This window comes from Thalassotalea montiporae (assembly GCF_053485855.1).
The window spans coordinates 35,199-57,168 of record NZ_JBQRUO010000007.1 but is presented as its reverse complement, the minus strand read 5'-3'; the positions used below and the strand labels follow the sequence as shown (position 1 = coordinate 57,168).

Below are 21,970 nucleotides of genomic sequence, written 5' to 3'. Positions count from 1 at the left end.
CTTAACAAACCAATGGAACAAGGTAAATTCTGGAGCGCTGATTTTTTTAGCCTAAACCCATTTAGCCTCAACAAGCGACGTGAACGCCTAGCTCGCAAAGTGCCAAATGGCCCGTTAAAAGATTTTCTTTCAATACCTTTTCCTGAGCCTAACCAAACTATCAAGGAAACACCTTTACTCGCCTTAGACTTTGAAACTACCGCTATTTCTGCAAACTCTGGCCAACTGCTGAGTGCCGGCTTTGTCGATATTGAACAGCTCAGCATAGCGCTTAGTTCAAGTGTTCATTATCTTGTTCGGCCAGAAGCGAGTAGCGCGGATAGTATAACTTCAAGCGCATATACAGAGACAAAAGCAGAAACTGTTATCATTCACCAGATCACTGAGCAAGAATCACAACAAGGTGAACCGCTAGCATCAGCCATTGAACGACTACTAACCGCTATGGCAGGTAAAGTAGTGGTCGCCCATTACGCTAAAATCGAACAAAGCTTTTTAGCTAAAGCCTGTAAGCAACTGTATGGCTATGAACCGATTTTTCCGGTGATTGACACCTTAGCCCTTGCCAAAAGGCGTTTAGATAGCAGGCAAATTGCCTACGACCCATCTGAGCTGCGACTCACCAATTTACGTGATAGTTACCAACTGCCTAGCCATTATGCTCACAACGCGTTAAATGACGCCGTCGCAACTGCTGAGCTGCTGCTGGCTGAAATTGCCCATCATCATCTACCCAGCACACCACTAGCGAAATTACTGCGCTAAGCCTTTATTAAAAAGCTGATATAAGTAACTGCCAGTCATAAACATTCAACTTTCTACGACTAAAGTCTAAGCCGATTTTGCTCAGAGTTAGACTTAGGTCTAATTCCTAAATCGGCCAACTCTCTCTACCTTAAAACCATAGCGATAAAACAGCATTCAACAGGCAGAGAATTACTATGACGACAACTAAGCCAAATGACTTATTTCACCCAAGTGCAGACGTGGTTGCCCAAGCGAACGTTCAAGATTACGAAGAAACTTATCTGCGCTCCATTGAAGATCGCGAAGGCTTTTGGGCAGAGCAAGCCGACACCCTAAGCTGGTACAAAAAGTGGGATAGTGTGTTAGATGAGTCTAACGCGCCATTTTACAAGTGGTTTGATGGTGGTGAGATTAATATCGTCGACAACGCCATCGACCGTCACCTCAATAACGCCAATCGCAATAAGATGGCAATTATTTGGGAAGGTGAAAACGGCCAAGTGCGTAACTTTTCCTACAACGGCTTAAACCGAGAAGTGTGTCAGTTCGCCAATGTGCTAAAAAGCATGGGGGTGAGTAAAGGCGATATCGTGACCATCTATATGCCACAAATTCCTGAGCTGGTTTTTGCCATGCTCGCCTGCGCTAAGATCGGTGCCGTGCATTCAGTGGTTTACGGTGGTTTTAGTACCGAAGCCTTGGCATCGCGCATTGATGATGCGCAATCACGCGTACTGATCACTGCCGATGGTGGCTGGCGTCGCGGCAAAGCGATTGACCTAAAATCTATCGCTAACGACGCCATGATGCGTTCACCCAGCATTGAAGTATGTATTTGCGTCAAAAATAACGAGCTTGATGTGGAAATGGAACCAACCCGCGATTTTTGGTTGCACGACTTAAAAGCACTGCCTATCGCCAGTAGCAAGTGTGAAACTGAGCAAACTTCGGCGGAAGATCCGCTCTTTATTCTGTATACCTCAGGCACTACAGGTAAACCTAAAGGCATGCTGCACACCCATGGTGGCTACGCCGTTTACACTTCGACCACCCATCGCATGGCGTTTGATATTAAGCCGCAAGACCGCTGGTGGTGTGCTGCTGATCCCGGCTGGATAACGGGTCACAGCTATATTGTTTATGGACCACTGATTAATGGTGCCACTATTATGTTGTACGAAGGTGCACCTAACTACCCTTACCCAAATCGTTGGTGGCAAATTATTGAAAACTACGGCATCAATATTTTATACACCTCGCCCACGGCAATTCGCGGCTTAATGCGCTTCGGTGATCGCTGGCCGCAAAAGCATGATTTATCTAGCTTGCGTTTACTCGGCAGTGTTGGTGAGCCGATTAACCCAGAAGCGTGGCGTTGGTATCACCATGTGATTGGCCAAGATAAATGCCCGATCATTGATACCTGGTGGCAAACTGAAACTGGCGGTTTTATGATTTGCCCACTGCCAATTACCCCGCTAAAACCTGGCTCGGCCACTAAACCTTTCTTTGGCAATGAAATGACCATTGTTGATGACGATGGTAATGAAGTTGCAGCCAATGAAGAAGGCAAGTTAGTCATTAACAACCCTTGGCCGGGCATGGCACGCACCATTTTTAAAGACCCTGAACGCTACCAAGATCTGTACTGGAAGCAAACTGACGATGGCAGTTGGCGATACCTTGCGGGCGATAGTGCGAAAAAAGATGAAGACGGCTATATCTGGGTCATTGGCCGTATGGATGAAGTACTTAAAGTCAGTGGTTATCGCTTAGGTACTGCAGAAATTGAAAGTGCCTTAGTCAGTCACCCAGAAGTAAGTGAAGCCGCAGCCGTTGGCCTACCACACGAGCTAAAAGGCAACGCCATTCACACTTATGTCATTTTGAAGCAAGGGATTGCACCATCAAAAGACCTAGCACTAGCGCTCAAAGAACATGTCGCTCATGAAATGGGCAAAATCGCGACGCCAGAAGCAGTTGAGTTCGTGGAAAGTTTACCTAAAACGCGCTCTGGCAAAATTATGCGCCGTGTCCTTAAAGCCCGTGCGTTAGGGCAAGATGAAGGTGACCTTAGTACCTTAGAAGAGTAGCACCCTAGAAGAATAGTACTTTGGAAGAATAGAACCTGTAAGGAATAGCGCACCTACGAGAAAACACTGGCGCAATAACGATAATCAAACCCAACCTTGTGCTTCGATATTGCGCCCGTTATCTCAACCGGTATGCCTTACTTCCTTAACACGGCAAAACTGAACAAAAGCGCCAGAACAACTAACGATAAAAACGATTAAAACAAAAAGCTAAAACAGTTAATTACAACAAGCAACTTAGCCCCTAGATTGATTCAACAAGCCAAGTCTCGGTGCTAATAGTAACGGGAGATCAAGATGAAAACGTCTAACAAGTCACTACTCGTGGCAGGCATTCTTGCGGCCTCATCACAGGCAAACGCAGGGTTTGAAATAAAAATTACTGACAAAGATAGCCTGACATTCGGCGGCTATATCAAACTCGATGCAAGATATGTCGATGGCAACGTAAACAGTATTACCAATGACTATTGGGTCGGCGCAGGTAATGTCGGTGATATTTCTAGGTTTAGTTTTAGAGCAACGGAAACGCGTTTCAACACGAAGTATGTTCACGGCGATATTACTGGCTTTATTGAAATGGACTTTCACGGTGGTGGTGGCAACGAAATTGTCTCTAACTCATCGAACCCTCGTATTCGTCACGCCTTCATTAAATACAAAGACTTCCTAGTGGGGCAAACTTGGTCAACATTTGTGAACACCAGCGCTTTAGCTGAAGCTGCTGATTTTGCCGGTCCACTTAACTCTGTCGCCTTTATCCGCCAAGGGCAAATTCGATACACCTATGGTGGCTTGCAAGTGGCTATTGAAAACCCAGAATCCGATCGCGGTAACTCTAGCCAAGATTCTGTACCTGATGTTATCGCCAAATACACCTTCTCCGGTGACTGGGGCAATGTTTCAGTCGCAGGGCTAGCACGTCAGCTTAATACGGTTGGCGGTAACTCAGAATCTGCCTTTGGTTATGGTATTGCGGGTAAAGTAAAAACCTTTGGTCGCGACGACATTAGATTCCAATACCATGGCGGCGAAACAGGTCGTTACGTAGGTGTTGTTGCAGCCCGTGACCTCGTTGGCGAAGAAGTAGAAGAGTCTACTTCCTTTATGGTTGCCTACCGCCACTTTTGGGTTGATGACTACCGTACCAACGTATTCTATGGCAAAACAACCACTGATGTTGCCGACGCTGAGCGTATTCACTGGGGTATCAATATTTTTAACAACCTTACCAAGCAACTTTCGTGGGGGTTTGAAGTCGGTAACTTTGAACAAAAAGATTCAAATGCAGATTCTGACTACGCACAGTTTTCGGTGAAGTACGTACTTTAAAGCAGATAATAGCTATCAAGATTATTTTAGGTGGCGAGATAACCGAGCACAGTTAGTCTGCGCTTATCTCCTCACCTCTTTTCAAACACCAAAAACATTCTACTCAAATCAGCACATTAACTGATTCAACAATAAACTTTTCAACCAAATAAGCCCTTAAGTGCGCTTACCCGCTAACATTTAATCAATTTGACCAAATATTGAATCCTCGCCTAAGCCAAGCGTTTTATCACGCTATCCACATAAAATATATTTACTTATATTTCAATTACTTAAAAAATAATTTGTGATTGGCACAACCTTTGTAACACTTTGTGCAACTTAATAAGTATTACATTTACTGACAGGGAATCACCATGAACAAATTAGCCAGCATCTTTTTAGGTTTAGCTATCAGCAGCACATCTGTATTTGCCAGTGCTAACAATGCCAATTTGATTGAAGTCGATACTTACAAAGCCGAATACCAATCAGCATTAGATTTATACAAAGCGAAAGATTACGAAAAAGCGTTATCAGCATTAGAAATAGTGGCAAAGCGCGGTGAAAAACAAGCTCAATATATTTTGGGTACTATGTATTTAAACAGCCAAGGCACAGAGCAAGATTTACTGAAAAGCTACGCGTGGTTATCCGTTGCTAATGAACAAAAGTCTAAACATTGGAAGAAACCTCTAGCCATGCTAGATGAAAAATTACCAGCTGATTATTTAGCGTTAGCAAAAGAGCAGGCAAAAGATTATCAAGCTCAGTACGGTGCAAAAGCACAGAAAATGAAATGCCGTAATACCAAAACCTTAGGTTCGAAAAAGCCAACGCACTTATGTACAAAAACAGAAGTAAAAGACGGCTTTTACTACGCTAGTAACCAAGCGCTAGCTGCTAACTAAAGAGCACCATATAACCCAATCACTAGTTGTATTGATATCTCTGGATCAATAGTGACGTTTGCCCTAGCCTCCCAACCGGCTAGGGCTTTTTTATGCCTACATCAATAAGGTATTGGCATAAAAAAAGCTACCCGAAGGTAGCCTAGCAAAATGCTAAATTTCAAAGTTGCTTACTTACAAGGTTGGGAAAGCATAGAGGATAAAATATGACTGAATTTTAAGCCGTAGCTACATCAGACTCATGCTTTTTCAGCATGGTAAACAAGGCATCTTTCAAGTGTAAGCGTTGCTTCTTCTGCTGCTCTAAATATTCATCAGAGGTATTTTCAACCCCCTGCTCAATGCGAATCACCTCGTGATCAAGCTCGTGATATTCTTTAAACAAGCGCGCGAAATGAGCATCGTTCATCTTTAAATGGCGGATAGCGTCTTTAAACTCAGGAAATTCATGATGCAAATCGTGTTTTTCATTAAACATAATTCAACTTCTCCTACTTAGGCTCAAATTAATCATGTGATAAGGAAACATAAGTCCTTAATCGATAATTTCAGTTTACGCCGAGTGCGTTGTAGGATATTGATCTAGCACAAATTATTACTGCTATTTTTTGGCCAAATAAACATCAGGGTCACGAATCTGCATCAAAGATTTTGACTCGTTTTCATCAACCGAATTAAAGCCGAACTTTTCGTATAAGCTATGTGCGTCTTGTGTTGCTAGCATAAAACGACGCAGTCCCTGTAAATCCTCATGGCTAACGATATGTTCAACAAGGTACTTGCTTAGCCCTTTGCCTCGCTCACTTTCTAGGACAAACACATCAGCCAAATAAGCAAACGTAGCTTTGTCCGTGATCACGCGTGCAAAGGCAAGCGTTTGCTCTTGTTGGTTAAGCACTGCAAAGCACAGCGAATTAGCTAGCGCCTTGTGTAATGTTGTTGCTGGCATTCCTTTTGCCCAATAACTGCTTGAAATAAAACCGTGTATTACCTCAAAGTCCATGTCTGCTAATTGGTAACTAATACGATAGCCATTCATCAGGGTACTCCTCTCGATTGATTATTATTAGTCTTTGTTCGGCTGATAAATTAAGTTTGAGTGTGTTGAAAAGTAAGGGGTAGTGAAGTGACCGTTCATTATTTGAAAGACCACTTCACTGAGTTCGGGCTAATTGGCGTGGCTTATTTTTTTAATTTGGCAAATGCATCGGCAAAGGCATTACCCATCGCAGCATTTGCAGGAGCCTTTTCTTTGCGTGGTTTATGCTTGGCACCACCCGCTTTATGTTGTGGTTTGCCATTTGAGTTACCCTCATGTTTACGGCTAGGTTGCGCGTTACCAGCCTGTCCCTTACCTGATGGTTTAACATCATCATCTAAACGCATGGTAAGGTTTATACGCTTGCGCTCAACATCACACTCCAACACTTTCACTTTCACCACATCACCCGCTTTCACCACTTCACGCGGATCGCTAACAAACTTGTTAGTCAGTGCTGAAATATGCACTAAACCATCTTGGTGAACGCCAATATCAACAAAGGCACCAAAGTTAGCCACATTGGAAATCACGCCTTCGAGTATCATACCCGGCTTAAGATCGGCAAGGCTTTCAACCCCTTCTTTAAACTGCGCCACTTTAAATTCAGGGCGCGGGTCACGACCGGGCTTGTTTAACTCGTCGATAATATCGTTAAAGGTTAACTCACCAACGGTATTAGCTGGCAGGTTTTGATAATTGGCCTGTGATAGCAAGGTTTGGTTCGCAACCAGCTCATCAACTTGCGTTTGTAATTGGCGAATAATGGCTTCAACCACAGGGTAACTTTCTGGGTGAACTCCGGTGTTATCTAGCTTGTTGTCACCTTCACGAATACGTAAAAAGCCCGCCGCTTACTCAAACGCTTTTGGCCCTAAACGCGCGACTTTTAATAGCTGACGGCGATCGCTGAAGCGACCGTGCTGGTCGCGATAGTCAACAATATTCTGTGCAATAGTTTTGGTTAAGCCCGCTACCCGTGCAAGCAACGATGGCGAAGCACTGTTAACATCAACCCCGACCGCATTTACGCAATCTTCAATCACATCATCAAGCGATGCCGTTAATGCGCTTTGGCTAACATCGTGCTGATATTGCCCTACACCAATGGCTTTCGGATCAATTTTAACCAGCTCAGCTAATGGATCTTGCAAACGACGAGCAATAGAAACCGCGCCACGAATAGAGACATCTAATTCTGGGAATTCAGCCGCGGCTAATTCTGATGCGGAATACACAGAAGCGCCTGCTTCGCTCACCATCACTTTAGTTGGTTTGTGTTGTTCAAACGCCGCAATGACTTCACCGACAAGCTTGTCAGTTTCACGCGATCCGGTGCCATTACCAATGGCGATCAGCTCAACTTTTTGCTGACGCGCTAGGTTTACAAGCGTGCGCATTGATTTATCCCAATTATTTTGCGGTGCATGTGGGTAAATCGTCGCGGTTTGCACTAGCTTGCCTGTTTCATCAATGACTGCCACTTTACAGCCTGTGCGCAGCCCTGGGTCAATGCCCATAGTCACTTTCGCACCAGCCGGTGCTGCCATCAATAAATCAGTTAAGTTGCTGGCAAATACTTTGATTGAAGCAAGCTCGGCTTGCTCGCGCAAGGCGCCAAAAAACTCGGTTTCAAACTGCCCTGATAACTTGGTCTTCCAAACTTGTTGGATTAACGAGCCAATAAACTTTGCCGCTGCTTGATTTGATAAACGCAAACCAAAATGCTGAGCAATCACATCGTGTGCTGAGCAGTAACTTTTGCTATCACTATTTGGGTCAACATCAATGCTTAAGCGCAAGAAACCTTCGTTCTTGCCACGTAGCATAGCTAACATGCGGTGCGCGGGTACTTTAGTGAGTGCTTCATGATGAGCAAAGTAATCACGATATTTCGCCGCTTCATGCTGTTTAGCTTTAACCACTTTGCTGACTAAATGCGCTTGTTTTTTCAGGTGATTACGCAGCTTTGCCAGTAGCTCAGCATCTTCACCGCTGCGCTCTGCCCAAATGCTCACCACGCCAGCTAACACTTCTTCGCTAGTGGTAAAACCTTTATCGACATTCTCTTTGTTAGCCGAGAGAAAAGCTTGCGCAGCTTGCTCTGGCACTAAGTTAAGATCAGCAAAAAGTTGATCCGCTAACGGTGCGAGCCCTGCTTCAATAGCAATCTGCCCTTTAGTGCGGCGTTTTGGCTTGTACGGTAGGTACAAATCTTCCAATCGGGTTTTGTTGTCAGCTTGCTCGATGGCTTGGCGCAAGGTATCGGTTAATTTACCTTGCTGCTCAATATTGGTTAACACTACTTGGCGACGCTCTGCCAACTCGCGCAAGTAGACTAGTCGAGTAGACAGGTTGCGCAAATGACCATCATCTAAACCTTGAGTTGCTTCCTTACGGTAACGGGCAATAAAAGGCACAGTTGCGCCATCATCTAACAATTGAATAGCCGCGTTGACTTGCGATGGTTTGACTTGCAGTTCGCGGGCGATTTGGTGAGCAATCTGGCTCATAGAAAACCTTTGAAAATTTTGAACATCTGTTCGTGTAAACGAAATATTGCCGAAAATTATATACTCAATTAACGGCAATATGCTTGCTTGATAACATTAATGCGCAGAGCGAATGTCATGCGCAATTTAGCCGAAAACCTTTGCGAAAGTAAAATATGACTAGCGCAAAATGCGGGCACGAAAATTACGGCCTTTCATTTTGCCGTCGCTAATTTTTTTCAGCGCCGCCTTAGCGACTTTGTTGCCAACCGCCACGTAGGCCTTCACATCCAATACCTGAATTTTGCCAATTTGATCGCCAGCAATACCTGTTTTCCCCGTTAGGCCCCCGACAATATCGCCTGGGCGCAACTTATGCTTTTTACCGCCGTCAATTTGTAATGTGGTCATGCTTGCTTTCGCGGGCGATTGGGCTAGCACACTGCTATCTGGCAGCGGCAGAGTATTAATGGTGATTTGCTGGTAGTTTTCAATATCGGCGATGCGGCGCGTGTCTTTGTCACAATAAATTGAACAGGCAATACCCTTTTCGCCAGCGCGCCCTGTGCGGCCAATGCGATGCACATGCACTTCTGGATCTGGCGTAATATCGTAATTAATCACCGCTTCAAGTTCATCAATATCCAACCCTCGGGCAGCAACATCAGTAGCAATCAGCACTAAGGCGCTTTTATTGGCGAAACGGATCAAGGTTTCATTGCGATCGCGCTGCTCTAAATCGCCATGCAGCGCGAGTACGCTAAAGCCAAAATCACGCAGCCCCTGCTCTACGGTTTGTACCGCGACTTTGGTATTGCAAAAAATCACGGTTGAGGCGGGGTTATGAGCAAGCAGCAAGCGCCTTAGGGCATCTAATCGGTCATCATTACTGTCCACCTGATAAAACACTTGTTCAATCGTGCTGGTTTGGTGCACCGACTCCACCTTAATATGCTCAGGTTTGCATAAATATCGACTCGCAATGGCCTTGATCTTGTCAGGGAAAGTGGCACTGAACAGCAGCGACTGTTTTACCACAGGGCAATAATCAATAATTGCATCGAGTGATTGCTGAAAGCCCATTTCCAACATGCGATCAGCTTCATCGAGCACCAGCATATTCAAATGCGTTAAATCCAATCGCCCTTTGCTAAGGTGATCTTCAATGCGACCCGGCGTGCCAACAATAATATGTGCACCATGCTCTAACGAGCCAATTTGTGGGCCTATCGGCATGCCGCCACACAACGTCAGCACTTTAATATTGTGGATCGCACGTGCCAGTTGGCGAATTTCTTTTGCCACCTGATCGGCAAGTTCACGCGTTGGACACAACACCAAACTTTGTACGCGAAACTTTTTCACATCCAGCTTATTTAGCAACCCTAGTGCAAATGAGGCGGTTTTACCTGAGCCCGTTTTGGCTTGGCCAATCACATCTTGACCCGCCAAAATCAGCGGTAAGCTTTGCGCTTGAATGTCGGTCATTTCGACATAGCCTAAGGTGTCTAAATTAGTTAACAATGGTTTTTTCAACGGCAAGGTTGAGAACTTGGCTGACTGCAAATCGATGCCCTTTTAAAAGTGGTTTGGGTATATAACTGTTAGAGCCTAATTGTATCAGCTAGTGGCCACATGCGCTGTGTTTATTCTACTCGCAATTTCGCTATCAGCCCCGCATTCAATTCGACTATTAACTGCACTCAATATATGCTCAGTAACCGTTAAAAAACTTCCTTAACCTGATGACCGCTCCTCATGATAAAAACCGCGATTTTCGTTGACGTACAAAATATCTACTACACTACTCGCCAAATTTATGGTCGTCAGTTTAACTATCGCGCATTTTGGCAGCAGCTTAGCCAAGACCACGATATTCAGCTCGCCAATGCCTATGCAATACAGCACAGTGATGATCAGCAACACAAATTCCAAACAGCACTAAAACACATAGGTTTTAACGTTAAACTCAAGCCCTTTATTCAACGCTCAGATGGCAGCGCCAAAGGCGATTGGGATGTCGGCATTACCATCGATATAATGGAGGCTGCGGCTGGGCTTGAGCTTGATAAAGTGATCTTACTATCTGGCGATGGCGACTTTGATTTGCTAATGCACCATATTCGCGATAAACATCAAGTAACTACCCAAGTGTTTGGCGTTGAGCAACTAACCGCCAACACCCTAGTCAATGCGGTTGATAGCTTTACCGCAATTGATGATAATTTACTGTTATAACTGCTTTTAAGATAAACTCGGCACCCATGCGAAAATCAAATTACATTACCCGTGAAGGCTATGAACGCCTTGATCGCGAACTGAAATACCTATGGAAAGACGAGCGCCCAAAAGTCACCAAAGCGGTTTCTGAGGCCGCAGCACTGGGTGATCGCAGTGAAAATGCCGAATATATCTATGGTAAAAAACGCCTCAGAGAAATTGACCGCCGCGTGCGCTTTTTAAGTAAACGCCTTGAAGATCTACAAATCGTTTACCCTGAAAAACAGCAAGAAGGCAAAGTGTTCTTTGGCGCTTGGGTCAAGCTGATTGATGAAGACGATAACGAGTTTACTTATCGCCTTGTCGGGGTTGATGAATGGGATGTTAAAAAAGGTGAAATTAGCATTGATTCACCGGTCGCACGCGCACTGATCGGCAAACAAGTTGATGACGAAGTGGTAGTTAAAACCCCTGAGGGCGAGCGTTATCTCGAAGTGATCGAAATCTGGTATAAGTAAGCAGTCAACAAGGGAGCGTTGAACTTTCCAAGCACTCTGCGCGTAAAACAGTACTAGTAAAAAGCTCAAGGCTTCATTTGGAGCTATCGCAATGAAATTTTTCAAGGTACTTGTTTTGCTCGCAGCATTTCCGTCACTAGTTTTAGCGAATGACATCCTTTTTGACAATATCGAAACCAAGCATTGGCAGACCATTAACGACTCTGTGATGGGCGGTATTTCTACCAGTCGCTTTTATTTTCAATATGACCAAGGCGAATTTGGCTATGGCGTGTTTGAAGGTGACGTGTCACTGGCAAATAACGGCGGTTTTGCCTCGATTAGACGTGTTATTTCACCGGATTTCAGCAATGGTGGCGTGGTTCGCTTGGTTGTTAAAGGTGACGGCCGCAAATATCAATTACGCCTTAAGACTCACGACGTTTATCAAGGTGCTGCCTACGTAGCTGAGTTCACCACCAAACCCAACCAATGGCAACAACTCAGCTTTACCGAGGATGATTTTAGTCCACGCTTTCGTGGACGCGATATTCAAGATGCGCCACCACTTAAGTTTGGCGATGCCATACAAGTTGGCTTGTTGATTGGCGATAAAACCGCGGGCAAGTTCAAACTGCAAGTGCAAGCGATTGAAGTGCTTGAAGCTATCTAATCAGTTGTTAAAACGCATTCTCTAGCATGAATCAAGTTGCACCACGTAAGTTGCTCCATTCGAAATGGACGCACACCCAACCTGTGAATAAAGAAAAGCACTTTGCCGTGACTAAGGTTGAATTTGATGAAGACGGCAAAGTAATCCTTTGTGAACTGCAAGCGGTGATGAGTAAACGCATTCAAGCGATTAATTGGCGCGATCTAAAAGATTCTTCAACATGGCGTCAGGGTTGGCAGTAACTATTGGCCATGATCTACAGCAGTATTTGAAACCAATAATCGACATCAGTAAACCACACCAGTAAGCAAGGTATAAAGACAGCAATAGGTATAGGCAGTAATGAAAACATTTGAACGTGATGATTTAAACAATTTAGAGCACAGATACCGCGCTCGACTGATCAACAGCTTGTCTGGCTTTAAGAGTGCTAACCTTATTGGCTCACAAGACGCTGACGGTCAGCTAAACCTCGCGATTGTGAGCTCAGTCGTTCATTTAGGAGCAAACCCGCCGCTGATTGGGTTAATCATGCGACCGAACTCAGTGCCACGCCATACCTTTTCAAATATTACTGAAACCGGCCTGTTTACCGTTAACCAAGTTTCAGCAGAATTTTGGCAAGCCGCGCATCAAACCTCAGCACGTTATGCACAAGAGCAAAGTGAATTTGATTTGGTCGGCCTGAGCGCTGAGTTTCTTGCCGATTTCGACGCCCCTTTTGTTGGGGAAAGTCAGTTAAAATATGGTGTTAAGTTAATTGATATTAAGCCAATCGAAGCCAACAACACGGAGTTTATTATCGGTGAAATACAACAAATTCACGTTGCGGAAAATGCCCTACGCGCTGACGGTTATCTCGATATTGAAACCATTGAAACTGTGGCTATTTCAGGATTAGACAGTTATCACGTTACCCAGCGACTATCGCGCTTAAGCTATGCAAAACCCGATAAACCAGTCAGTAACCTGACATTAGACGGCAAACAATCGACGTCATTTGATGGGCAATTTGCGATTGTCGAAAACTAACCAGAAAAATTAAAACCTATTGGCGATTTAAACGCGGCTCACAGCTTATCAAGCTGCAATAGCAAGCGATCTGCTTTCGCTAGAATTGCAGCCCGCTGACTCTCTGACTGCTTGTCCCAATTGCGATAGACCATCGCCTGCCTCGGGTTCGTACCAAATTTATCGCGATGACGGGTCATAAAGTGCCAATACAGGCTGTTGAGTGGGCAAGCGTCATCGGTTGTTTTTTCTTTCACTTTGTACGCGCACGACTTGCAGTAATCACTCATTTTATCAACATAGTTACCCGACGCAGCATAGGCTTTAGAAGCTACAATACCACCATCAGCAAACTGGCTCATGCCACGCGTATTTGGCATTTCAACCCATTCGATGGCATCTATATAAATGCCAAGGTACCAAGCATCGACCTGATCGGGGTGAATCCCCGCCAGCAAGCAAAAATTACCAGTGATCATTAAACGCTGAATATGATGGGCATAGGCATACTGCAATGACTGTTGTATCGCATGGTGCAGACAGTTCATTTTCGTTTTACCCGTCCAAAACCAAGCTGGTAGTTGTTCATTAGCTGACAAAGTATTCTGCTCAGCGTAATTAGGCATATTCGCCCAATAAATACCGCGAACAAACTCACGCCACCCCAGAATTTGACGAACAAAGCCCTCAATTTGCGCGAGCGATATAAGTGCAGGTTGCCCACGATAGTAATCAATTGCCGCGTCTACCACATGCTGTGGTGACAGTATTTTCGCGTTCAGCGCAAACGATAAGCGGGCGTGATACAAGCTCCACTGACGATCGGACATCATATCTTGCCCTTGGCAGGTCATCGCATCTTGAAATTGGCCAAACTTTGGTAAACATCTGGCACAAAAGTGTTCCAGTAATTCCTTTGCTTGACGGCGATTAACTGGCCAGAGCAATTGATCCGATTGCTCGCCAAAATGAGCAATATTGTGCTTTTGCAAACGTTGATTGATCGCAGCAACGTCATTGGCAAACACAAGTGGTTCAGGTAGCTGTTCAATATCTTTGGGCTTTAACTTGTGGCGATTGTCCTGATCATAATTCCACTGCCCCCCTGCTGGCTCATCACCCGCCATTAAGTAATTAAAACGCTTGCGCATTTTGCGGTAAAACACTTCCAAACGGTGGCGTTTGTCGGCTTGAAAATAATCACTAAGCTCATTGAATTTTAAGAAAAAGTGTTCTGTTTCAACACATCGACTTTGGCGACTAAAACGGCTAGCAAAATCAAATAATTGCTCCGCTAAGCGATACTCATCAGGGCGCTGATAGCTAAAGCATTGGCATTGATAACGCGTTAGTAAATGAGTAAGTAAACTCGGTAAATCTTGAAAATCTTGCGTATCATCTAAGGTCAGGTACAAGACTTGATGACCTGCTTGGCTAAGTGCATTGGCAAATTGTGACATCGCCAAGAAAAATGCCTGAATCTTTTGCACATGATGCTTCACATAGCTCTGTTCTTGTTTGAGTTCAGCAATCACATACAAGACATCACTATGTTTGGTTTGATACCACGAGTGCCGAGCATTTAACTGATCACCTAAAATTAATCTAAGTTCTTTGTATGCTTTTGGGTTGCCTTTGTTAGCGCCTTCATTGGCGCTGTTCTCAGGCATCAAACGTTGAAGTGGCATCTAAACATCCTCGTCACTCTGTTAAGGTTCGTTGGGGCTTGTTGCTACGGCAACGCTTAGAGCAGTAGATCACCTCAGCCCAACAGTTGCGCCATTTTTTGCGCCAAGAAAACGGGCGATCACACACAGGGCAAGTTTTATAAGGTAAATGCGGTTTGCTATGCATTACATTCAACACCATGTTTTATTAGCTAAGCCATAGTGAGCCAAGCTCTAACAGCTATTTGGCTATTTGGCTATCGGCCAATCAACCATATCAACAGAATCAATCGGCTCCGCTAGCTGCTCACCGTGCCACTTAGCAATATATTCATTGTTGGGGTCAAACAACTGCTGTTGTTTTTGAAGATTAAAGTGGCGACCACCGCGTGGGTCAGCACCAACACCGGCGATATACTGCCAATTACCCCAATTGACCACGGCATCATAATCAATTAATTGCTGTTGAAAATAAGCGGCGCCATAACGCCAATCTAACGACAACTCATTAACTAAACAGCTAGCGGTAATTTGCCGCGCTCGATTTGAAATATAACCCGTGTCATTAAGCTGATGCATAATGGCATTAACCAGTGGATAAGGTGTTAGGCCCAGCTGCCATTTAACAAAGCGCTCACCGTGAAAGCTCGTTAGCGGTTTGTGATCATGCATACCCGTAAATGCGTACAAATGGGCACCAATCTTTTGTGCCAACCAGTGAAAGTAGTCACGCCACAGTAACTCAAAGAATATCCAGTAGGTTGACTCGTTCTCACCTTGCTGACCTTCATGTTTTTTTAGCGCCCAATACACTTGTCGTGGCGACAAACAGCCAGTAGCTAACCATGGGCTAAACTTGGTTGACGACGACCAATCATCAAGGGCATTACGGGTTTCTTTGTAGTGCTGTGGCAGTTCACTTTGAAAATAAATCGCCAACTGTAATTCGCCAGCATGGCTACCACCGTCAAAAAAGCTGGTGGTGTCTGGGTTTAACAGCGCGGTCAAGGCTGCATCACTACCTAAATCAAAAGCCAGTAATTCAGGACTTGGCGGCAAGCTAGTAAGCTGCTGTGGTTTAGCAATGGCGGGCAACTGTTTCTCAAGCTGGCGACGAAATTTACTGAACGTTGTGGGAATATCATCAAGCGCGAAAGGTAACTGGGCTTGCTCAAACAAGGTGTGCTGCCAAATGCCTTGCCATTTAACATCAGCTTTCCCAGCACCGATTCTAATCGGCGTGATTTGTTGTTGATAATGGGCAAACAATCGCTGTTGACGGTGATCGCCTGTTGCCGAGTAATAAATGGTATCCACATCGTAAACGGTGACCAGATGCTTCAGCACCTCTGATGTAGCACCTTTTTGAATGACTAAGTGCTGGTCGAGCAAAAGTACTTGTTGCGCCAAGTCAGTCAGTGCTTGTGCAATAAATGCTTGTCGATGCTGGCCAACCGCCTTGCATTGATACTGCTCGTGGTTATTTTGCCTTTCATCAATCACATACAAAAGTATCAGCCGCTGGCATTGGCGCGCCGCTTCAAATAACGCACGATTGTCTTGAATGCGTAAATCATTGCTAAAAATAAATATGCCAGTGTTCATCACGTGATGCCTACCCAGACGATAACTTGCTAAAACAGCATGTGTTTACATTACGTTGTCAGGCCAAGATAAGATGACATTAATCTTCACTGTTAGGTAATCCACTCCTGTTGCAGATCTCAATGACAAAGCTTATGGTGAATTCAATGGACGAAAAATAACTGACTAAAATAATTAACTAAGAGAAGAGACAATGAGATGCTTCACTTACTTTTACGCTTGATGTTGTTTGTTTCAACGCTATCACTAGCAACTGGTGCGCTTGCCAATACCTTTAACCCTGTAGTTGAAGATCTCGACAAAGTGGACTTTAGCTCGCCACCCAGCATTTTTGAGGGCAATATCGAATCAGATGGCTCAGCGATGCCAATGATCATGTACAAGGCGAATGGCAAAGGGCCACACCCTACCATCATTTTACTGCATGGCTTTCCCGGCAATGAGAAAAACTTGGACTTAGCACAAGTCTATCGCCGCGTAGGTTTTAACGTGATCTTTTTCCATTATCGCGGCGCTTGGGGCGCCGAAGGTCAGTACGGCATTGCCAATCAAGTGGCTGATACGGCGAATGTCATTAAACTCATTCGCACAGGTAAATTTCCACACGGTGAGTTCATTGATCACCAGAAAATTAGCCTAGTGGGTCACAGCTTAGGTGGCTTTAATGCGCTCTATTCTGGCATCAACCAAAGCACACAATGTACCTTAGCGATTGCGCCAACCGATATTGGCGGTGTCGCGAAACAGCTTACTGATTTTAGTGTCATTGCCAGCGATCCCTACATGAGCTATCCATTGCTACCGCTCAAAGGCTATTCATTTGTTGATGCGTTAAAAGAGGCGAAAGCAGAGACCTTTCACTTAGCGCCACAAATGGGTAAGTTTAAAGCGCAGCCAGTATTGATCGTGCAAGGCAAACAAGATACCTACCAAGTCGGCGATTTAGTGATTATTTCACCACAAGACAGCGCAAACTTAATTGCCAGTGCTAAACAGCAAGGGGCAACTAATGCCAGCTATTTAGAAATGGCCGGCGATCATAGTTTTTCATGGAACCGCATTGCGCTAGCAAAACGCACCACTGATTGGTTAACGACACATTGCCGTTAGCCTTTACCTTTATTAACTTTTATTAGCTTTTATTGGTTTTCGCGGGCACGATTCTGCTTGCCACTGGTACTTGGCAAACATCTAACACGGGCGGTGGTTTTTTGTAGAAAAATGCATGGGAGCGATTACGACGATCTACGAGTTTTTGAGCAAACGCTGCTGATTCTGTATCTTCTACTTGGATCACCACTTGCTCATTCTCAGGCAAGCTCGACATCAAGGCCATGTTAACAATGGGCGTAAAGTCCGCTTTATCGACTGGCGCCTCGCCTTCAATTACCGCTGTGCGGGTTATGGCTTGTACATGTGGCATGCCGTAAACCACGCGGCCAAATATGGTCATAATGCGATCTAAATAACGCGGTGCTTGGCCATTAGTAATATAAAAGTGACTGCTGCCAGAATCTGGCTCATTACCGCGCGCTAGCGCCAGCACGCCCGGACAATGGGTAAGCCAAGCTTTGTTTGCTTCGCTATCACTAGCGAGTGCAAAACCGCCACTAAAACCGGTTTGCTCCGCAAATAAATCCGGCGATTGCACTGGCGTAATCTTAGGTGATTTCGCCAAAGGCCATTCGCTTTCCATGGCGATGGTCTGAGGTTTCTTGTCCTTGTTTTCTGGCGCGCTTTCATCTGGTCCTGCTTGGGCGACAAAGCCATCAATGACCCGATAAAACTGATTGCCATCATAATGGCCACTCGCGGCTAACGCTTTAAAGTGAGCAACATGCTTAGGTGAAAACTGTGGTGCCAGTTCGAACACAACTTTGCCATGCGGCAGCGTCATGACCATTAAATTATCTGGACTAACGGTACGCCATTGGGTTTCAGCAAGCGTCTGACTGCTCGCTAACATAATGCCAGCCGTTACCAAGCTGGTGAGGAGTTTTTTCAACATAGCCTATTTTCTTAAGTTTTTATTGCCTTGTTTTTACTTATCTTGCGCAACTATTGTCAGCAATTCAATAGACTTGCTACCATTGCCATCATCGAAAACTATCTACCAATAAGGGATCGCAAGTGAACAAAAGCAGTGTCACTAACCTTATCGCACTGGTGCTGGTGATCATCGGCCATATAAGTGCACAGCCTATTCTTTTTGCCATTGGCTTATTTGCTCTATCTGGCGCCGTGACCAACTGGTTAGCCGTGCATATGTTGTTCGAAAAAGTGCCCGGTTTATATGGCTCTGGCGTGATCCCTGCGCGCTTTGAAGACTTCAAAGTCGGTATTCGTGAGCTGATGATGAAGCAGTTTTTCACCAAGGAAAATATCGACCGCTTCTTATCAGATGACAAAGGTGGCGCTGCCAGTATTAACTTAGAGCCAGTGATTGAAAAAGTGGATTTAAACCCAGCATTTGATGGCTTGGTCGATGTGATTGAAAATTCTCAATTCGGCGGCATGCTGGCCATGGTTGGTGGTAGTGAAGCGCTACAGCCGATGCGTGAGCCCTTTATCGAAAAAATGAAAAGTGCGGTTAAAGACATTACCCAAACCGATGACTTTCATACAAATTTGCGTGAGTCCTTAGAAGGCGATAGCAATATTGCCCATATGCAAGAAAAAGTCAGCGACATTATTCAGCAACGACTGGATGAACTCACCCCGCAGCTAGTGAAAGAGATTATTCAAGATATGATCCGCAAACACTTGGGCTGGCTCGTGGTTTGGGGCGGTGTATTTGGTGGTATTATTGGCTTGATTGCCGCCTTAACCAATACCTTCTAAATCACTTTAATCAATTCTCTAACTGTTTGTCATAGCGGATGAAAATTTTCATTCGCTATTTTTATTTTGACGATAAGCGAAAGTTGCTTTTTTCGCTTTTATTTAGCCATCTAAATAGCTATGCTTAGGCAGTAATCGTACTGTCCTTTCGCAGTATTTCTCTCCCGCAAACAAGAAGGTAAATGGAGTCATGTTTGGTAGCTTAAAGCCACGTCCTGCAGATCCAATTCTGGGTCTATTGGCAAAATATCGTGAAGATGAAAACTCGCAAAAAATTGATTTAGGTGTCGGCGTTTATAAGAACGAAGCTGGTCACACCGCAATTTTAGATTGTGTTAAAAAAGCAGAGAAACATCGTTTCGATACCGAAGATACCAAGGTCTACATTGGCCCGACCGGCTCGCCGTTATTCAACGAAAAAATGGCTGAGTTAATTTTTGGTGAGCATCAAGTGCTGGCCAATAACCGTGCCCGCACTGTTTCTACGCCAGGTGGCACTGGCGCTTTGCGCGTTGCTGCAGAATTTATTAAATCTTGTAAGGCGGGCGCAACCATTTGGGTGAGCGATCCAACATGGGCTAACCACACAGGTTTGTTCCAAGCAGCCAGCCTGACCGTAAAAACTTACCCTTACTACGATTTTGAAAACAAAAAGCTAGACTTCGATGGCATGTTAGCTGCCCTAAAAGAAGTTAGTGCTGACGACGCTGTGTTGTTGCACGCTTGTTGTCATAACCCAAGTGGTATGGACTTAAGCCAAGAGCAATGGCAACAAGTTGCCGAAGTAGCTAAATCAATTGGCTTCTTACCTGTGATAGATATGGCTTACCAAGGCTTTGGTGACGGCTTAGACGAAGACGCTTACGGCCTGCGCTTAATGGCAGATAGCGTAGAAGAAATGGTAGTTTGTAGCTCGTGTTCTAAGAACTTCGGCTTATACCGCGAGCGCATTGGGGCGACAACCGTGATCGCTAAATCAGCAGCGGCAGCAGATATCGCTACTTCAGTATTATTGCACGTAGTTCGCGTAATTTACTCAATGCCACCAGCACATGGCGCGGCGTTAGTAGAAACCATTTTAAGCTCAGACGAGTTACGCAATCAATGGTACGACGAATTGAAAGAAATGCGCGATCGCATTAACGGCAACCGTCAAATGATCGTTGATAAGCTAGTCGAAAATGGCGTAACACGCGATTTTAGCCATATTGTTCGTCAGAAAGGTATGTTCTCATTCCTTGGCATTACGCCAGAGCAAGTACAACGCTTGCAAGACGAATTTAGCGTTTACATGGTCGGTTCAAGCCGCATGAGCATTGCTGGTATCTCAAAAGCAAATGTTGATTACCTAGCGCAATCTATTGCCAAAGTGCTTTAAGCGCTATATTAGTAATAACTAATGAGATGGGAAAGCTCGCTAAATGCGAGCTTTTTTGTTTTTATTGGTTTGTTGGTTATGGAGTTTTGGCTAGCTCGGTTGCAGAGGTTGTTGGAGAAATTTAAGTTCGATAGCTTTAAAGAATAATGAGCAAGCTACGTACTTCTTGAATTAGTTTAGTATGTGAATAAAAAATATGACACGTAAAGAATTTTTACAGATGTGTGCTTTGCTAGGTATAGGGTTGCCAGCAGGCGGGATTCTAATGTCATGCAAGTCCCCTCAAGTAGCAAAATTTAAAGGTAAAGTCATTATCATTGGTGCGGGTGTTGCTGGCTTAACAGCTGGCTATTTGTTGCAGCAACAGGGTATTGATTTTGAAATTCTTGAAGCCTCTTCAATTGTGGGTGGCAGGGTAAAAACCAATAAAGATTTTGTCGATTTTCCGATACCACTTGGCGCTGAATGGATACACGCCGGAAAGAACGTTCTAGCCGAAATAGTCAACACCCCTAATGCGACAATTGATGTTCCAACCTTAGCTTATAACCCAAATACCGATAATGCCCTGCACGAAGGCGAGCAAATATCGATCAAAGATGCGGGCTTTAGTGGTGACTTAAAATTTATCAACAACACTTGGTTAACCTTCTACGAAACCTACGTTCTTCCCTCAATTAGTAACAAAATTACTTACCAACAAGTCGCTCAACACATTAACTACTCTGGGCAAAAAGTAGTTGTCGATACTCAAAATGGGCAGCATATTGCGGATAAAGTGATTGTCACTGTGCCCGTAAAAATACTGCAAGCTGGCGACATTGGCTTTACGCCCCCACTTCCAACTTCAAAACAACAGGCGATTAACGAAGTAACTGTTTGGGACGGCTTTAAAGCATTTATCGAATTCTCGGAAAAATTTTATCCAACCTTGTACAGCTTTGATATTGAACCCGAAGCAGATGGACAAAAACTATATTACGACGCAGCTTATGGGCAAAACTCTGAAAGGCACGTATTAGGTCTTTTTACCGTTGGCAAGCCAGCAGAAACGCTAGGCAAACTTTCTCATGCCGAGCTGCAAAATAAACTGTTAACTGAGCTCGATCAAATTTTTGATGGTCAAGCTTCATCACATTTTAAACAACTAACTTCTCAACATTGGGGTCAAGAACCCTACGCCAAGGGTGGCTATATTCACGACCAAGAGCATTGGCGAAATATAACGCGGCTTGCAAAAAGCGTAGGTGATAAACTGTATTTTGCAGGCGACGGTTATGGTTTTATGTCAGATTGGAGTAGCGTTCATGTTGCAGTGCGTTCAGCCAAAAGAGCTGTAAATACCTTGTTTTAAATGGAGAGGCTAGGGCTGAGTTTAGGTCAATTAGATCAACAGGTATTTGGAAAAAATACTTCAACACCTATCGACTAAATTCAACAATATCTCTCAGTAGAGCAACCATTTGGGTGACTAACCATTATTCA

The 21,970-nt window shown here is 44.5% G+C and carries 20 protein-coding genes and 1 pseudogene; 13 read left to right on the top strand and 8 right to left on the bottom strand.

Annotation, left to right across the window (positions count from 1 at the left end):
• Window positions 1-12 precede the first annotated feature (12 nt).
• The 4 genes from ACSLUR_RS16595 (at window position 13) to ACSLUR_RS16580 (ending at window position 5,062) form a co-directional block, all read left to right on the top strand.
• Window positions 13-765: an exonuclease domain-containing protein gene (locus ACSLUR_RS16595; RefSeq protein ID WP_448556391.1), complete on the top strand. Its 753-nt coding sequence runs from the start codon at window positions 13-15 to the stop codon at window positions 763-765.
• Window positions 766-941: 176 nt separating this feature from the next.
• The gene (acs, locus tag ACSLUR_RS16590; RefSeq protein ID WP_448556389.1) at window positions 942-2,840 is read left to right on the top strand and encodes an acetate--CoA ligase; all 1,899 of its coding nucleotides are present in this window, start codon (window positions 942-944) and stop codon (window positions 2,838-2,840) included.
• Window positions 2,841-3,137: 297 nt separating this feature from the next.
• The gene (locus ACSLUR_RS16585; RefSeq protein WP_448556387.1) at window positions 3,138-4,172 is read left to right on the top strand and encodes a DcaP family trimeric outer membrane transporter; all 1,035 of its coding nucleotides are present in this window, start codon (window positions 3,138-3,140) and stop codon (window positions 4,170-4,172) included.
• Between the two features lie 356 nt (window positions 4,173-4,528).
• Window positions 4,529-5,062 (top strand): SEL1-like repeat protein, encoded by a 534-nt coding sequence (locus ACSLUR_RS16580; protein ID WP_115998611.1) that lies wholly within the window; start codon window positions 4,529-4,531, stop codon window positions 5,060-5,062.
• A 217-nt stretch (window positions 5,063-5,279) separates the two neighbouring features.
• On the opposite strand, the gene ACSLUR_RS16575 is transcribed toward ACSLUR_RS16580, so the two are convergent.
• From ACSLUR_RS16575 to dbpA, 4 genes and pseudogenes are all read right to left on the bottom strand, one after another.
• On the bottom strand, window positions 5,280-5,540 hold the full coding sequence (locus tag ACSLUR_RS16575; RefSeq protein WP_115998610.1) for an HP1242/YdcH family protein: 261 nt from the start codon (window positions 5,538-5,540) through the stop codon (window positions 5,280-5,282).
• Window positions 5,541-5,663: 123 nt separating this feature from the next.
• Complete coding sequence (locus ACSLUR_RS16570; protein WP_448556385.1) at window positions 5,664-6,101, bottom strand: GNAT family N-acetyltransferase; 438 nt, start codon at window positions 6,099-6,101, stop codon at window positions 5,664-5,666.
• A gap of 143 nt (window positions 6,102-6,244) precedes the next feature.
• Window positions 6,245-8,614, bottom strand: a pseudogene (locus ACSLUR_RS16565) (Tex family protein).
• A gap of 159 nt (window positions 8,615-8,773) precedes the next feature.
• Window positions 8,774-10,159, bottom strand: a complete 1,386-nt coding sequence (dbpA, locus tag ACSLUR_RS16560; RefSeq protein WP_448556383.1) for an ATP-dependent RNA helicase DbpA — start codon at window positions 10,157-10,159, stop codon at window positions 8,774-8,776.
• Between the two features lie 192 nt (window positions 10,160-10,351).
• Between dbpA and ACSLUR_RS16555 the strand changes: the two genes are divergently transcribed.
• The 5 genes from ACSLUR_RS16555 (at window position 10,352) to ACSLUR_RS16535 (ending at window position 13,015) form a co-directional block, all read left to right on the top strand.
• Window positions 10,352-10,831 carry an NYN domain-containing protein gene (locus ACSLUR_RS16555; RefSeq protein ID WP_448556381.1) on the top strand — a complete coding sequence of 160 codons (480 nt, stop codon included), beginning with the start codon at window positions 10,352-10,354 and terminating at the stop codon, window positions 10,829-10,831.
• Window positions 10,832-10,857: 26 nt separating this feature from the next.
• The gene (greB, locus tag ACSLUR_RS16550) at window positions 10,858-11,331 is read left to right on the top strand and encodes a transcription elongation factor GreB (RefSeq protein WP_116015851.1); all 474 of its coding nucleotides are present in this window, start codon (window positions 10,858-10,860) and stop codon (window positions 11,329-11,331) included.
• Between the two features lie 91 nt (window positions 11,332-11,422).
• Window positions 11,423-11,983 (top strand): CIA30 family protein, encoded by a 561-nt coding sequence (locus tag ACSLUR_RS16545; RefSeq protein ID WP_448556378.1) that lies wholly within the window; start codon window positions 11,423-11,425, stop codon window positions 11,981-11,983.
• A 26-nt stretch (window positions 11,984-12,009) separates the two neighbouring features.
• Window positions 12,010-12,225 (top strand): TIGR02450 family Trp-rich protein, encoded by a 216-nt coding sequence (locus ACSLUR_RS16540; protein ID WP_115998604.1) that lies wholly within the window; start codon window positions 12,010-12,012, stop codon window positions 12,223-12,225.
• A 100-nt stretch (window positions 12,226-12,325) separates the two neighbouring features.
• Window positions 12,326-13,015 carry a flavin reductase family protein gene (locus ACSLUR_RS16535; RefSeq protein ID WP_448556376.1) on the top strand — a complete coding sequence of 230 codons (690 nt, stop codon included), beginning with the start codon at window positions 12,326-12,328 and terminating at the stop codon, window positions 13,013-13,015.
• Window positions 13,016-13,053: 38 nt separating this feature from the next.
• Here ACSLUR_RS16535 and ACSLUR_RS16530 read toward each other — a convergent pair whose 3' ends face one another.
• From ACSLUR_RS16530 to ACSLUR_RS16520, 3 genes are all read right to left on the bottom strand, one after another.
• Complete coding sequence (locus ACSLUR_RS16530; RefSeq protein ID WP_448556540.1) at window positions 13,054-14,664, bottom strand: cryptochrome/photolyase family protein; 1,611 nt, start codon at window positions 14,662-14,664, stop codon at window positions 13,054-13,056.
• Window positions 14,665-14,695: 31 nt separating this feature from the next.
• Complete coding sequence (locus ACSLUR_RS16525; protein WP_448556374.1) at window positions 14,696-14,848, bottom strand: DUF2256 domain-containing protein; 153 nt, start codon at window positions 14,846-14,848, stop codon at window positions 14,696-14,698.
• A gap of 62 nt (window positions 14,849-14,910) precedes the next feature.
• A complete protein-coding gene (locus tag ACSLUR_RS16520; protein WP_448556372.1) occupies window positions 14,911-16,266 on the bottom strand; it encodes a DASH family cryptochrome in 1,356 nt (451 codons plus the stop codon).
• Between the two features lie 198 nt (window positions 16,267-16,464).
• Here ACSLUR_RS16520 and ACSLUR_RS16515 point away from each other — a divergent pair, with 198 nt between their 5' ends.
• Window positions 16,465-17,376 carry an alpha/beta hydrolase family protein gene (locus tag ACSLUR_RS16515; RefSeq protein ID WP_448556370.1) on the top strand — a complete coding sequence of 304 codons (912 nt, stop codon included), beginning with the start codon at window positions 16,465-16,467 and terminating at the stop codon, window positions 17,374-17,376.
• Between the two features lie 22 nt (window positions 17,377-17,398).
• Here the strand turns inward: ACSLUR_RS16515 and ACSLUR_RS16510 are convergent, their stop codons facing one another.
• A complete protein-coding gene (locus tag ACSLUR_RS16510; RefSeq protein ID WP_448556367.1) occupies window positions 17,399-18,274 on the bottom strand; it encodes a peptidylprolyl isomerase in 876 nt (291 codons plus the stop codon).
• Window positions 18,275-18,396: 122 nt separating this feature from the next.
• Here ACSLUR_RS16510 and ACSLUR_RS16505 point away from each other — a divergent pair, with 122 nt between their 5' ends.
• From ACSLUR_RS16505 to ACSLUR_RS16495, 3 genes are all read left to right on the top strand, one after another.
• Complete coding sequence (locus ACSLUR_RS16505) at window positions 18,397-19,107, top strand: DUF445 domain-containing protein (protein ID WP_448556365.1); 711 nt, start codon at window positions 18,397-18,399, stop codon at window positions 19,105-19,107.
• A 190-nt stretch (window positions 19,108-19,297) separates the two neighbouring features.
• The gene (locus ACSLUR_RS16500; protein WP_448556363.1) at window positions 19,298-20,485 is read left to right on the top strand and encodes an amino acid aminotransferase; all 1,188 of its coding nucleotides are present in this window, start codon (window positions 19,298-19,300) and stop codon (window positions 20,483-20,485) included.
• Window positions 20,486-20,750: 265 nt separating this feature from the next.
• Window positions 20,751-21,839, top strand: coding sequence for a flavin monoamine oxidase family protein (locus tag ACSLUR_RS16495; protein ID WP_448556361.1), 1,089 nt, complete (start codon window positions 20,751-20,753; stop codon window positions 21,837-21,839).
• Window positions 21,840-21,970 lie beyond the last annotated feature (131 nt).

Coding starts and splice junctions, on each gene's coding strand:
- ACSLUR_RS16510 (WP_448556367.1), bottom strand. CDS start 18,274: ATGTTGAAAAAACTCCTCACCAGCTTGGTAACGGCTGGCATTATGTTA.
- ACSLUR_RS16540 (WP_115998604.1), top strand. CDS start 12,010: ATGAATCAAGTTGCACCACGTAAGTTGCTCCATTCGAAATGGACGCAC.
- greB (WP_116015851.1), top strand. CDS start 10,858: ATGCGAAAATCAAATTACATTACCCGTGAAGGCTATGAACGCCTTGAT.
- ACSLUR_RS16570 (WP_448556385.1), bottom strand. CDS start 6,101: ATGAATGGCTATCGTATTAGTTACCAATTAGCAGACATGGACTTTGAG.
- ACSLUR_RS16580 (WP_115998611.1), top strand. CDS start 4,529: ATGAACAAATTAGCCAGCATCTTTTTAGGTTTAGCTATCAGCAGCACA.
- ACSLUR_RS16530 (WP_448556540.1), bottom strand. CDS start 14,664: ATGCCTGAGAACAGCGCCAATGAAGGCGCTAACAAAGGCAACCCAAAA.
- ACSLUR_RS16595 (WP_448556391.1), top strand. CDS start 13: ATGGAACAAGGTAAATTCTGGAGCGCTGATTTTTTTAGCCTAAACCCA.
- ACSLUR_RS16575 (WP_115998610.1), bottom strand. CDS start 5,540: ATGTTTAATGAAAAACACGATTTGCATCATGAATTTCCTGAGTTTAAA.
- ACSLUR_RS16555 (WP_448556381.1), top strand. CDS start 10,352: ATGATAAAAACCGCGATTTTCGTTGACGTACAAAATATCTACTACACT.
- ACSLUR_RS16500 (WP_448556363.1), top strand. CDS start 19,298: ATGTTTGGTAGCTTAAAGCCACGTCCTGCAGATCCAATTCTGGGTCTA.
- ACSLUR_RS16520 (WP_448556372.1), bottom strand. CDS start 16,266: ATGAACACTGGCATATTTATTTTTAGCAATGATTTACGCATTCAAGAC.
- ACSLUR_RS16585 (WP_448556387.1), top strand. CDS start 3,138: ATGAAAACGTCTAACAAGTCACTACTCGTGGCAGGCATTCTTGCGGCC.
- ACSLUR_RS16515 (WP_448556370.1), top strand. CDS start 16,465: ATGCTTCACTTACTTTTACGCTTGATGTTGTTTGTTTCAACGCTATCA.
- ACSLUR_RS16535 (WP_448556376.1), top strand. CDS start 12,326: ATGAAAACATTTGAACGTGATGATTTAAACAATTTAGAGCACAGATAC.
- acs (WP_448556389.1), top strand. CDS start 942: ATGACGACAACTAAGCCAAATGACTTATTTCACCCAAGTGCAGACGTG.
- ACSLUR_RS16495 (WP_448556361.1), top strand. CDS start 20,751: ATGTCATGCAAGTCCCCTCAAGTAGCAAAATTTAAAGGTAAAGTCATT.
- ACSLUR_RS16545 (WP_448556378.1), top strand. CDS start 11,423: ATGAAATTTTTCAAGGTACTTGTTTTGCTCGCAGCATTTCCGTCACTA.
- ACSLUR_RS16525 (WP_448556374.1), bottom strand. CDS start 14,848: ATGCATAGCAAACCGCATTTACCTTATAAAACTTGCCCTGTGTGTGAT.